We start from the raw sequence: 11,952 nt of genomic DNA, 5'->3' as shown, positions 1-11,952 counted from the left end.
TTTTGTTTATATATTATTTCACATTACACCTGTATTGTGAAAAATAAGGTTGTAACTACTTACACCTCAATTTTGACAAAACATCTGTACTTTCGTTTTTTAAATACAATTACAACTAAAGAACCTTAATAATACGTTCCATCGCCTTCATTTGTCCAATATGATCAGCTTCATGATAAAGCATCATACCGTAAAGCTCCCCTACTGTTTCCAATCCTAGGAATGGCTCTGGGAGTTTATTTTCAAATGCTTCTGCTGGAATTTCGTTAATACGTTTCGCTTGTTCTTTTAATTGAGCCGTTAACACTTCTAACGATGGTCCTTCTGTTTTCCATTTAGACGGTCTTGATCCATATCCAAACATACCTGGATATTCAGTTGGTAATTGTTTGAATTCTTTTCCAAACATGAAAACTTCTGCTGCCGTTAACACATGACCGATATGCCAGCGAATTGTATTGTTAAAACCTTCTGGCTGCGTATCCACAGTTTTATCGTCTAGCGTCTCCATAAATTTAAGCAATTCCCCACGCGTTATTTCAAATTGTTTTAAGCCAACTAGTCTATTCATTTGATCGTTCCCCTTCTTCATGTACCATTTATTATGAACTAAGAATGTTCAACACATTAAAGTTTTACCTTGTTTAATCTATCAGAAACGATTAAGAAAAACATCTAATATGCTTAGTCAAAATATTTAAAAGGTTCACCCCTAATAAATATAGAATTACTTACTACAAAGTTAGTTTAGTAAATAATAGAGGAGTGTTAATTACATGTTACATGTTTTAAAACAACAATATAATCTTATTAGCTCTACAAGAGAAACTCTATTTTCGTTTTTGGAAGAAATCCCACTAGAAAAATTACATAGTACTGTTCCGAATTTCGGTAGCGGTAGCATTATAAAGACGCATATTCATGTAGCCGATTGCTATCGATACTGGCTTGGATCATTCGCATTCAAGCAAAAGCGAGCAGATTTTTCATTTGCTAGTGATTATGAAATTGAGCATGCAGATATCACGAAAGTCCGTGCTAGATTTAAGTTAGTAGATGAGACTGTACAACGTTTTTTAGATGAATACAATGACCGCTGGCTCGAAAATATAGCAAATGAAGTAAAATGGCAAAAAGAACCTTGGAGTACAACTCCGCTATGGCTTTTAACTCATACAGAGACACATGAGTTTCATCATAAAGGACAAATTGTATCAATGGCTCGTCACCTTGGATACAATCCTCCTGATACAGATCTTAGTTAATTCGATTATTCTAACAAATGAACTACCAGAACTGTCGTTAACATTGTTTATGTATACGGAAAGGCTCTTCATTCTTTTTAATGTTGTTGATAGTTTACAAATTTTTTTGCGGCACAAACTTGTATTATATTTTAATTATGTTTGTGTCGTGTTCTTATTAATTAGTTTCATATCCATAAAAAATATATTAATATGTTTCCTTTTATTATTTCAATTACCTAATCAATAAGAGGTTCTTTCTTTTCATTACGACTTTATACAAAATAAACACGAAAATTCCGAAAACAAAAGTTGAAAATGCTGGTAACACTTTATCATTTGGCACGTACACACTCCAAAAAGAATTAAGAAGCGCATGGAAAATTAGACACATAAAAATACTTTTAGTTGCGTTAAAAATTGTAGTTAATAAGAACGATATGGCAATTGTCGTAATTATAAAGGCTATAAAATCCCTTTGAGTTTGATTCGTGCCTGGAATAAACCATAACGGCCAGTGCCAAATAGCCCATATAAAGCTCACAATAACCGTACTAAATAATTCCGAAAACCTTTTCTGAAGGGCAGGTTGTAAGAATCCTCTCCATCCAATTTCTTCAAGACCACCACCAACGATCATTATTGGAAAACTAAGCAATGCCACGTATAATGGTTTTTGCATCGTTGCTCCACCAAATATTATTGGCAGATAACAACTAATAAAAGCCAAAACAACGATTAGAATATACCATAAAAAATGATACTTAGGATTAACAACATTTTTTATAAAAACTCTGAACTCTTCTTTTGATCCATATTTTTTCTTTAAGCTAATTGCAACGATTGTCGGCATGATTCCCCCGAAAACAAATAATATCATCGCTAGCGGTGTACCAAATGTCGTAAAGTTAAATTTTATTAAGTTAATTAGTAGCCCCCATAGTATCCATGTAAATATTAAAGTGCACATTACATATCGTTTAACTTCTTTCCCCATTTACTTTCCTCCTTTGTTTTAATTAGAGCATAAATAAGGAGATATGAAAACTACTTATGTTAAATTATCCCAACACCCCAAAGAAACATCCATACTTAATTAGATCTTTACAAACAATCCCGCTACCTGCTTTACTTCAGTTGAGGTTCGAAGTTAAAGTCTTACTATTTATTAATACTGGATAAACAAACAAAAAAAGGGCATGCTTTGAAAACCAATCAAAACATGCTCTTTAAATATGCTATCTTAAAATTCTTATAATATCATCAATACCAAATTGTCTCCGCATAATTATATGCATCACTATTCGGAATGGCATGTTTCCCTTGCGCTTGTGCCTTCCTTGGATCTAAATCATATACCATTGGCGTATAGCATGATGTTTGCCCTTTATTCACAACACCATTTCCTCCAGCACTCCCGCAAGTGTATGCCTTTCCATCTGTTTTTCTAACAATCCTTGCATCAGCTTCGTTATTATATACTGCTGCACGAGTTACTGTAACTTTTGCCCATGCTGTCTTACACGTTGTGCTAAATTTTAATTCCACGTAAGAATTGGAATCAATCCATTTCTTTTCTTTCGTTACTGCGGATTGATCACAACTATTGTAATACGGACTTTTCCCATCATACGAATGGTCTTCTGCATATGCTTTATCATTACCAGTCGTACTAAACATACTAGTTAAAACGAGCAATGATAGAAAAAAACATGCGCTCAGCTTTTTTAAAAGTTTCATAGCAATCCGCTCCTTTTTAATAGCGTCCAGTTTTCCCGTAACCATTATTAATCGTCACCGCTTCGGCATCAGCTGTATAACCAAAATCAGCAGTTAAATCAAATACCATTCCTGTATAAGTGCTCGTTTGACCTGTTTTTATTGCTCCATTACCACTATTAGAATCTACTGATTTTTGGAATACACCGTTTTTATATTTATTAATAACGGCGTAAGCATATATTCCCCCAGAAACAGAAGGTGCTGGTTGATCTAAAACAAGCTTAGACCATGCTGCATGACATTGATTACTATAACGTAAATACACTGTCCCTACTTTTTTACTCCCTTCATATACAGCTGTAGACTTTGCATTAAATCCATCTGCATCACACGTTGTACTACCTCCGTATACTTTCGTTGTTGCTGGATTTTTTCCGTCATAATAACTACTTAAATCAGTAGCTGCAAATGTACTTCCTTGAAAACTAAATAATACACCTACACTCACTACACTTAAAACACATACTTTCATTAACTTTTTAAACATTGTAAATCTCCTCCTTCAAAATAAGTACGTATCATAAAGACAATCTATCCCCTATGTAAGCCCTCCTTTCATCTTCCTAGAGGCATCTTACAGAAACGAATAAACGTTGTAAATTCCCTTATGGTTATTGGAATATACGAAGAAATTTACGTATTCGTCTAAGAAAAAAGTTGAGAAATACACATTTTATTGCATCCTTATTTAAAACATAAAAGAACCGATACTTATTTCACTCAAGCATCGGTTCTTTATACAAAATTGTCATTTTTTCTTTTATATAAATCAAATATTTCTCCACTTAATCCGTCGTAAAAAACTCCCTCGTCACATCAATAAATTGCTGCAGTGGCACTGTCATCCATTTATCTTTATGCCAAGCAATTTGCGTATAAATCGGTGAGATTGCATTTTCTACATGTAACTCTTCTATCGTCCCCTCTCGTATATCTTTTTCTACTACTATTGCTGGTAACACGGCTATACCTAAATCTGCAATAACACATTGTTTAATTGCCTCGACACTAACAAACTCAATCTTATTTGCTGGATACACATCTTCCGTACGAAATAGCTCTTCAAATAAAGTCCGATATGAGCACCCTAGTTCTGTTAGCAAAAGTGTCTCACTTTCTAACTCTTTTATAGAAACGGAAGTTTGCTCGAGTAAATGATGCCCTGAAGCAGCTACTACTTTTAATTCTTCTTTCATAAGCGGCTCCACATGTAAAATATCTTCTGTTTTACATTCATCCAAAATAAAGACGAGATCAACTTTTCCCTCCATCAATTGTTCCTTCGCATCTTTATTGGAATGCGCTGGTTTAAATATAAGCTTTATTTGAGGAAATTTTGCTTTAAACCTCTTTAATATAGAAGGAAGTCTATATGTACATTGGCTTTCTTGCGCACCGATTATTAACGTACCTGCTATTTCTTCATCATCTTTCACAGCCATTTTCGCTTCGTTGCTGAGTGCAATCATCTTGTCGGCATATAGTTGAAACTTCCTGCCTGCTTCAGTTAAGAAAAGGCGTTTTCCTAATCTTTCAAATAATGGCGTACCTAGCTCAGCTTCTAACGTTTTCATTTGCGCTGTTACGCTCGATTGAGCAAAGTTTAATTTCTTCGCAGTTTGCGTAAAATTCAAAGTATCTGCCGCTATTTTAAATGTAATTAATTGTTTTATCTCCATTTATCGTCCCTCTTTTCAATCGATATTTCCGATCGATTTCATCGAAATAATCCTCTTTGTCTATCGATATTTGTATTGTATGATAAAGAGCATCGACAAACAATACAAATGGAGGTATTCCATATGAAAGTACTTTGTTTCAAACAGTTTGGAAGTCCGGATGTACTACAATATAAAGAAATACATGATCCAATCATAAATCCAAATGAAATTCTTGTCCGTACGAAAGCAATCGGATTAAACTTTGCTGATATTTATAGACGCCGCGGTGATTATCATCTCGCTGGCAACCCGCCTTATATATTAGGTTATGAAGGCGCTGGTATTGTTGAAAAAGTAGGAGCTGACGTTATAAATATTAATCCTGGGGATCGTATTGCATTTGCTGACGTTCCATTTGCAAATGCAGAACTAGTTGCCGTTCCATCGGAGAAAGCAATTAACCTTCCAGATTCTATCTCTTTTGAAACAGCCGCTTCTGTCTTATTGCAAGGTCTAACAGCACATTATTTAACGAAAGATAGCTATCAAATAAAACAAGGTGATATAGCTTTAGTACACGCTGCAGCTGGTGGTGTTGGGCAACTTCTCATTCAAATCATTAAACTACTAGGCGGAACAGTAATCGGCCTAACGTCATCAAAAGAAAAAGCAAAGATAGCCACGTTAGCTGGCGCTGATGACGTATTTTTATATACTGAAGCATGGCATACGAAAGTAATTGAAATGACAAACGGTGATGGAGTAAATGTTGTATATGAATCCGTAGGTTCTACGTTAGAGGAAAGTTTTAGCGCTACTAAAACTGGTGGTACTGTCGTATTTTACGGAATGGCCGGCGGTAATCCTGCGCCCGTTGATCCGCGTATGCTTATGGATACTTCAAAAACTTTAACTGGCGGAGATCTTTGGAATGTACTTACTACGTATGAAGAACGTAAAAAGCGATCTACTCAATTATTTGATTGGATCGCTACTGGCAAATTAAACATTACGAGCCCTACTACATTCCCCTTACAAGATGGTGCCCGTGCTCATGAATTATTAGAGAGCAGAAAAAGTACAGGGAAGATTTTATTAATCCCATAATCGTTCCAATAAAAAAAGGAAGCTAGAATGTATTTCTTTGCTTCCTTTTTAAATGTCATTTATGTTCAATTTCGCTTCTTTTCAATAACCCTGTTATTTATATTTTTTCTGTCTAGGCTTCTCTTTCTAGGCCCCTCATTTTTAAGTTTATATAATAAACGAATCTAAATATTAAAGGAAAGAACAAACCTCCTGATATCAACGATCCAATAAATACAGTATCAATAAAAGAAAAAATCCCAAATAATAGCATTCCAAAAAAATAAAATACAACTGCACTCCAATAAATAAAACGTGGAAACTTAGTTTGGAACGAATCACCTTTTTCACACGGTTTTCCAAATAACAAATGAACGAATTTAATCAACATAATCACTTCTCCATATAATTGTTAATATTCTTTTCTTCTTATAACTGAACATACATCACATACTATGTACCTTCTTTAAATTTTCCGACACCGAAGTTATTAACTATGTCGAATACGGTAGCCTTTTACTCATATATTTCATAAATGCAATTATATATTTTTATTTCAATACAAATCGTCTATCCCCTTTATCATGTTGCAATTCAAACAATACTGGATTACTAACAAATCTTTTTAGCAAAACATACGCCTCATGATCAGATATTTCATTAGGAATATTAATTCCACTAAATGATGTTGAGGTAATTAGTGTATAAAAATCATATTTAAATTCATAATCACCAATATACGCTAGTGCCAATTTCCCTTTCCATTCAATTTGATATGTCTGCCCTTCTAATCTAGTAAACTTAATATTATGAAAGGCTGACGCATCATGACCAAGTAAATAAACGTCAAATGCAGTTAACTCTAAATCAAAGTCCTGCTGCTCATCTTCCGATAAACAATCAATTGCAAATCTTTTCCCATTTAGCGTATCCAAATTAAAAGGCGCCTCATCACTTCCTACACGAAACCCTTTAAAATCCCATTCTTCTGATGATAAAGTGCATCTATGGAAGTTGTTCCATACAATCTTAGCGTGCCAATCATCTTCTTCCTCATCTTCCTCATCTTCTTCATCTTCTTCATCCAAATCTTCCTCATCATAATCCGCGGTCTCTAAATGCAAATCAAAATACAAACCAGCCATACCATTTAACTCTTCTTCCTCTGCATATTTAAAATGTGCACTCCACTTAAAATTAACAATTCGATGACCATTAGGCCACGGGTTGTCCACAAAATATATTCGATCCATATTCACACATTCCTTACTTTGTTTTATTTCTCGTATACTTACTTTACATTCCGAGATGAAATGTAAGGCTAGACTAATGTCCCTCCAATACACTGCAAACTAATTTGTTGTTCCTACTCTCTAATTATACCATTACAATAATTTTCATAGTTTGTTTTTAACAGAATATTCCGTTTAAAAATTAATGAATGATATACTGAAAAATAAAAAGGAAGCTAGATTTCTCTATCTTCCTTTTCTTATTTTTATATTTCCACACTTTCTGTCCCTTTTGCAACATAACTCATATCTCCAACAGACTCGACTGTGTATGTTCCATCTTGATATACAATCTTCGTCACACTAGCATTTTCTACTCCAAGTTTTGTTTTGCTACTGTCTAACATTTCGATTAAGGTAGTAATCAAGAGCCCATGAACGACAACTAAAACGTTACCGCCACCATTTGCAGCAGATTCTTCACTAATTTTATCAATCTCTTCTTTTATACGAGTAGAAAATAATTCCCAATCTTCCGCCTGTTTCGTAGGGTCTGCTGCTCTAATAAGATTAATCACTTCTTGAATAGAAAACTTCATAAGTTCTTCTGGTGATGCAACGCCTGCAGCTTTTCCAACCACATCCCACATATTTTCAAGTTTTTCACCTTCAAAAATACCAAAGTTTAATTCTCGTAATTTTTTTCTTTTCTCAAGTTTTAACTTTGATTGCTCACTATATTTTAATACTAAATTAGCAGTTTCAATCGCTCGGCCGCTATCACTACTATATGCATTCATAAAATGAACATCTTTTAATCCCGTTCCTAAATTAGAGGCAACTTCCACACCTTTTTCTACTAACGGGGAGTCTGCCCAGCCTTGCGCGCGATGATTCGTATTTAATATTGTTTTTCCGTGTCTTGTAACATATAACGTAACTACATTCTCATTGCTATCTGTTTCTCGATTCTTCATCATATTCTCTCCCTTTACATTTCTATATCAATTTTACCACCTTAATTATTCATTGAGCAAAATATACGTAAGTGAATTCGCTTAATAAAAAAAGCTATCTTTCTGTATATCCCTACAAAAAGATAGCATCTTTTATGATTATATTTCTTAACTGATACTCCTACTCAGCAAAAGCACTCGAATATTGTACAATTCCTTCTACACCTTCAAGAGCATTTTCTGTTAATTCCATTACCATAAACACTTCTTCAGGCACTTCAAATGGCGCTTTTATATTCCACTCACTTGCTTTCTTAAAACCAAATTTCGGATAGTACTCTGGATGTCCTAACACTACAACTGACCCGTATCCAAGTTCTTTCGCTTTTTCTAACGCAGCTCCAATAAGTTTTCCACCAATTCCTTTTTTCTGATAGCCCCTAGCAACTGAAACCGGTGCAAGTGCTAATGATTCTACAGAAGTTGCACCTTGTTCTATCTTTATTTTTGATAACAGAATGTGCCCAACAATTTCTTCATTTACCGCAACGATTGATAATTCAGGAATAAACGCTTCACATTTTCTAATACGACTCACAAGTTCATGTTCTGTTTTATCACTGAATTCTTCTTTTAAAAATGCTTTTTGTACAACTTCTTCTGTTTTTTTATAATCACTTTGTTGTTCTTGTCTAATCGTTACCATTTTAACTTATTCTCTATTCTTTCTTATTTCTTTTTGGATTTTACGAAGCGCTTTTTTCGATCCACGCTCAATATCATGTTGCATTTTTCTTTCTTTATAATCGACAAATAGTGTATTTAAATCGTATCCCTCTGGGTATAATTCTTTTGCTGCTACCTCTAACGTAATACGTTTTACATTCACTTCAACGAATTCACCGTTATAATATACAACGACGTTATAGAAATTATCTATTTCCTTATAGATGATACCAAAATCATCATAATCTAATACATTTACACGATCGCCGATTTTGTACTCGTAATGATTTTCTCTTTTTTCTTGCACAAATTTCGGTTTTCTAATTTTGCTTTCATTCAGTTTTTCAAAACGATATTCTTTATTTCCCATATACTCTTTCGCTCTTTGCAGTACACGCTCTCTTACGTTCATTTTATTCGCAATCCAAAGCGCATTACTTTCACCTGATTTACCGATCACTAATTTATAAAGCGGTTCTAGTGTCGCACTATTAAACTGCATCGCTGCATTCATAAAATCATCATGCATTTCTGAGAATCGTTTAATTTCACCGTAATGCGTACTTGCAACTGTAATACATCCTGCAAGATAAAACTCCTCTAAAATAGAAATTGCAAGTGCTGCCCCTTCATTCGGTTCAGTCCCGCTTCCTATCTCATCAAATAATAGTAGCGTATTATTATTTGACATCCTCATAATTTCAGATAGATTTTTCATATGAGATGAAAATGTACTTAGTGCATTTTCGATACTTTGATTATCACCAATATCTACAAATACATTTTCGAAAATAGCAATTTCTGTTTCTTTATCTCCAGCGATGTGCAAGCCTGACATTGTCGCTAAAGTTAACAATCCGATTGTTTTTAATACAATTGTTTTCCCGCCCGCATTCGGTCCTGTAATAATTAAACTACGGTAGTTTTGACCAATTTCAAAGTGTAACGGTACTACTTTTCCACTTAAAAGCGGATGCTTACAATTTACTAAACGAATGTAGCCATGATCATTTAATTTCGGCTCTATTCCATCGATTGATTTACTAAACTTCGCTTTTGCAAATACCATATCATACTGACTAATTAATTCCATATTAATTTTTATATGATAAATATTTTCTACTACCATCCCTGATAAAGTCGCTAAAATTTGATACTCTTCCATCGCTTCTTCTGCTTTCAAACTAGCGAGTTCCGCATTTAACTTTGTAACCGTGTGTGGTTCTATAAATACAGTAGAGCCTTTAGCCGACGCTTCAACTATACTTCCCGCAACTTGATTTTTATAAGAAGATTTAATTGGAATTGTATACCGATCATCCTTCTTACTAATAAAGAACTCTTGAATATACTTCTTATTTGCACTACTATTTAAAAACTTCGTTAAGCGCTCCTTTATTTTTCCGTCTACCGAATCAATGTTATTGCGAATTCGTTTTAATTCCTTACTCGCAGCTGCATCAATACTATTACCTTTAATGGAAAAGTTGATTTCCTCTTCAATACTTTTATATTCAGTCATTGAATTCGCATAAGAAGCTAATACTGGCGCAAAAAATTCTTTATCTAACATAAATTTTTTAATCTTTCTACAGCCGCGTAAAAAGTCAGAAACACTTACTAACTCTTCAGGATCTAAAATCATCCCTTTTTCTAATTTTTGAATTGTACTAGCAATATTTGAAATGCCAAAGAAAGGAACATGCCCCTCTGCATCTACTATAGCTCGTGCTTCTGTTGTTTCATTCAAACGATTCCTCACTACTTTCATACTCGTACTCGGCTCTAATTTATTTAATAATTCTTTACCTAACCCACTTACACAATAAGATTTCACTATATCCTTCAATTCATTATATTGTAACTTTTCAAAAGTCATCGTATTCATTTTGTTTCTCCTCACTATGATTGATTTTTATCATAAATGAAGATACCTACTCATTAGATTCCAATGAGTTCTACATGATTCATTTACCATTTTTATACATTCGAAAAATATACAAAAAAGCTGCGGGGATACCGCAGCTTTTACATTTACAAGGCATGTGTAATAACATATGAGGAAATAAGCCATAAAAAACGGATGGCACTCCCCTTATTACACGCTTTATAAAGTATTGTAGGTATCTTCATAGGTATCGAAATAAATCCATGACAAAATTAGGGGCATGGTATACATAAAAATCCCCTGTTCTTATCCGATTTATTTCATTAAATTTTTCCTATTTAGTACCTACCGCACTCACAAAAAGCACCTCTCATTAATTTATATTATAGTCATTGAAATCTAATTTACTGAAATCATCATACTATATGTTTTGTGAGAAGTAAAGGTGTCCCTTTCACACCTTACTAAGGACATTTTTTTCTGATAATACTATTTTACTTTATAGATTGCAAAATCTTCATATACTCATTTCTTTTCTCAAGGGTATTCTTCGCATCTTCAGCCGTTACTAAATGCTCTACCGCAATATATTGTAAAACATCCTTATTAATATTTGGTAGCTGGATCGTTATCTCTTCCACACTACTCTTACTATTTTCAATTATCTTATTAAATTCCTGAATACTTCTCGCAAGCTCCGCTAACGTTTCCATATGTGCACGGTTGTTTACGTTCAAAAAGATATTACTTTTGAAAACTGCCGTAACATAATGCTTCGGATGTTTCTTCACTATTCTTTTCTCTGTATCCTTATCGAAAACAATATCCCCCGTCTGCATTTGCTCGAAAGTAAATAGAGTATTATTTCCTTTTTCCTCATAATATGTATTGAATCCTTCTCGTAAATCATTTGCTCCTTTTTTTATTTTATAGTTATCATTATTTACCTTTGGAGAACTTCGTCCATCGAAGGATATTTGAAACTGTAAATGCGGTTCATCTACTTGCTGTACATAAGCTGTTCGTGTGTTTGGACCTAAAAAATCCTTACCTTGGTCGGCTATTTCAATTCGATCTAGTTTTACAGAAATACCATGCTCCAATTTTGTATAACTTTGTGCTTTTTGTTCAATTTCTTTATCCGATATATCACATGATGTTAATAGGAATAAACTAAACATTATGCTATATTTCATTATTGTTCTTTTCATATTGCCTCTCCTTTTGCTACTACTGCCTATACAGAAATGTCCTTATGGATTTTAAATTACGATTTATATAAAGAACTTCTTCTCATAACCACAAGTGTAAAAACACCCATTAGTTATCACTTTACACTTATAGTGTAATTTTACACTATAAGTGTTTTATCGTAAA

At 33.7% G+C, this 11,952-nt stretch carries 13 protein-coding genes; 2 read left to right on the top strand and 11 right to left on the bottom strand.

The features are described 5' to 3' along the window. Positions 1-115: 115 nt before the first annotated feature. The gene (locus ACUN0F_RS15690) at positions 116-592 is read right to left on the bottom strand and encodes a DinB family protein (protein WP_264462035.1); all 477 of its coding nucleotides are present in this window, start codon (positions 590-592) and stop codon (positions 116-118) included. A gap of 184 nt (positions 593-776) precedes the next feature. Between ACUN0F_RS15690 and ACUN0F_RS15685 the strand changes: the two genes are divergently transcribed. Then, complete coding sequence (locus tag ACUN0F_RS15685) at positions 777-1,265, top strand: DinB family protein (RefSeq protein ID WP_137013334.1); 489 nt, start codon at positions 777-779, stop codon at positions 1,263-1,265. A gap of 214 nt (positions 1,266-1,479) precedes the next feature. Here ACUN0F_RS15685 and ACUN0F_RS15680 read toward each other — a convergent pair whose 3' ends face one another. The 4 genes from ACUN0F_RS15680 to ACUN0F_RS15665 form a co-directional block, all read right to left on the bottom strand. Next, positions 1,480-2,241: a CPBP family intramembrane glutamic endopeptidase gene (locus tag ACUN0F_RS15680; protein ID WP_264462034.1), complete on the bottom strand. Its 762-nt coding sequence runs from the start codon at positions 2,239-2,241 to the stop codon at positions 1,480-1,482. Between the two features lie 266 nt (positions 2,242-2,507). Further along, positions 2,508-2,984: a DUF2690 domain-containing protein gene (locus ACUN0F_RS15675; RefSeq protein ID WP_445539662.1), complete on the bottom strand. Its 477-nt coding sequence runs from the start codon at positions 2,982-2,984 to the stop codon at positions 2,508-2,510. Positions 2,985-3,000: 16 nt separating this feature from the next. Continuing rightward, complete coding sequence (locus tag ACUN0F_RS15670; protein WP_264462032.1) at positions 3,001-3,513, bottom strand: YjfA family protein; 513 nt, start codon at positions 3,511-3,513, stop codon at positions 3,001-3,003. Positions 3,514-3,811: 298 nt separating this feature from the next. Then, the gene (locus ACUN0F_RS15665) at positions 3,812-4,705 is read right to left on the bottom strand and encodes a LysR family transcriptional regulator (protein ID WP_264462031.1); all 894 of its coding nucleotides are present in this window, start codon (positions 4,703-4,705) and stop codon (positions 3,812-3,814) included. A gap of 123 nt (positions 4,706-4,828) precedes the next feature. Between ACUN0F_RS15665 and ACUN0F_RS15660 the strand changes: the two genes are divergently transcribed. Next, positions 4,829-5,794: a quinone oxidoreductase family protein gene (locus ACUN0F_RS15660; RefSeq protein WP_445539661.1), complete on the top strand. Its 966-nt coding sequence runs from the start codon at positions 4,829-4,831 to the stop codon at positions 5,792-5,794. A gap of 112 nt (positions 5,795-5,906) precedes the next feature. Here the strand turns inward: ACUN0F_RS15660 and ACUN0F_RS15655 are convergent, their stop codons facing one another. The 6 genes from ACUN0F_RS15655 to ACUN0F_RS15630 form a co-directional block, all read right to left on the bottom strand. Beyond that, entirely contained in the window at positions 5,907-6,164 is a 258-nt protein-coding gene (locus ACUN0F_RS15655) for a hypothetical protein (protein WP_088064113.1), read from the bottom strand. Between the two features lie 160 nt (positions 6,165-6,324). Further along, positions 6,325-7,026 (bottom strand): hypothetical protein, encoded by a 702-nt coding sequence (locus ACUN0F_RS15650; RefSeq protein WP_264462029.1) that lies wholly within the window; start codon positions 7,024-7,026, stop codon positions 6,325-6,327. 245 nt (positions 7,027-7,271) lie between these two features. Continuing rightward, the gene (locus ACUN0F_RS15645; RefSeq protein ID WP_445539660.1) at positions 7,272-7,982 is read right to left on the bottom strand and encodes a histidine phosphatase family protein; all 711 of its coding nucleotides are present in this window, start codon (positions 7,980-7,982) and stop codon (positions 7,272-7,274) included. A 160-nt stretch (positions 7,983-8,142) separates the two neighbouring features. Further along, complete coding sequence (locus ACUN0F_RS15640; RefSeq protein WP_445539659.1) at positions 8,143-8,667, bottom strand: GNAT family N-acetyltransferase; 525 nt, start codon at positions 8,665-8,667, stop codon at positions 8,143-8,145. Positions 8,668-8,673: 6 nt separating this feature from the next. Beyond that, on the bottom strand, positions 8,674-10,575 hold the full coding sequence (locus tag ACUN0F_RS15635) for an endonuclease MutS2 (protein WP_445539658.1): 1,902 nt from the start codon (positions 10,573-10,575) through the stop codon (positions 8,674-8,676). Between the two features lie 494 nt (positions 10,576-11,069). Continuing rightward, positions 11,070-11,786 (bottom strand): hypothetical protein, encoded by a 717-nt coding sequence (locus ACUN0F_RS15630; protein ID WP_147786436.1) that lies wholly within the window; start codon positions 11,784-11,786, stop codon positions 11,070-11,072. Between the last annotated feature and the right edge of the window lie 166 nt (positions 11,787-11,952).

The organism is Bacillus sp. 1A (assembly GCF_052682215.1).
Note: the sequence above shows the minus strand (reverse complement) of the source record. Positions and strands in the feature narration are given on the sequence as shown.

Excerpts from the sequence above, each read along its gene's own strand:
- ACUN0F_RS15655 (WP_088064113.1), bottom strand. The coding sequence starts at position 6,164 with ATGTTGATTAAATTCGTTCATTTGTTATTTGGAAAACCGTGTGAAAAA.
- ACUN0F_RS15690 (WP_264462035.1), bottom strand. The coding sequence starts at position 592 with ATGAAGAAGGGGAACGATCAAATGAATAGACTAGTTGGCTTAAAACAA.
- ACUN0F_RS15660 (WP_445539661.1), top strand. The coding sequence starts at position 4,829 with ATGAAAGTACTTTGTTTCAAACAGTTTGGAAGTCCGGATGTACTACAA.
- ACUN0F_RS15650 (WP_264462029.1), bottom strand. The coding sequence starts at position 7,026 with ATGGATCGAATATATTTTGTGGACAACCCGTGGCCTAATGGTCATCGA.
- ACUN0F_RS15635 (WP_445539658.1), bottom strand. The coding sequence starts at position 10,575 with ATGAATACGATGACTTTTGAAAAGTTACAATATAATGAATTGAAGGAT.
- ACUN0F_RS15675 (WP_445539662.1), bottom strand. The coding sequence starts at position 2,984 with ATGAAACTTTTAAAAAAGCTGAGCGCATGTTTTTTTCTATCATTGCTC.
- ACUN0F_RS15685 (WP_137013334.1), top strand. The coding sequence starts at position 777 with ATGTTACATGTTTTAAAACAACAATATAATCTTATTAGCTCTACAAGA.
- ACUN0F_RS15665 (WP_264462031.1), bottom strand. The coding sequence starts at position 4,705 with ATGGAGATAAAACAATTAATTACATTTAAAATAGCGGCAGATACTTTG.
- ACUN0F_RS15630 (WP_147786436.1), bottom strand. The coding sequence starts at position 11,786 with ATGAAAAGAACAATAATGAAATATAGCATAATGTTTAGTTTATTCCTA.
- ACUN0F_RS15680 (WP_264462034.1), bottom strand. The coding sequence starts at position 2,241 with ATGGGGAAAGAAGTTAAACGATATGTAATGTGCACTTTAATATTTACA.
- ACUN0F_RS15645 (WP_445539660.1), bottom strand. The coding sequence starts at position 7,982 with ATGAAGAATCGAGAAACAGATAGCAATGAGAATGTAGTTACGTTATAT.
- ACUN0F_RS15640 (WP_445539659.1), bottom strand. The coding sequence starts at position 8,667 with ATGGTAACGATTAGACAAGAACAACAAAGTGATTATAAAAAAACAGAA.
- ACUN0F_RS15670 (WP_264462032.1), bottom strand. The coding sequence starts at position 3,513 with ATGTTTAAAAAGTTAATGAAAGTATGTGTTTTAAGTGTAGTGAGTGTA.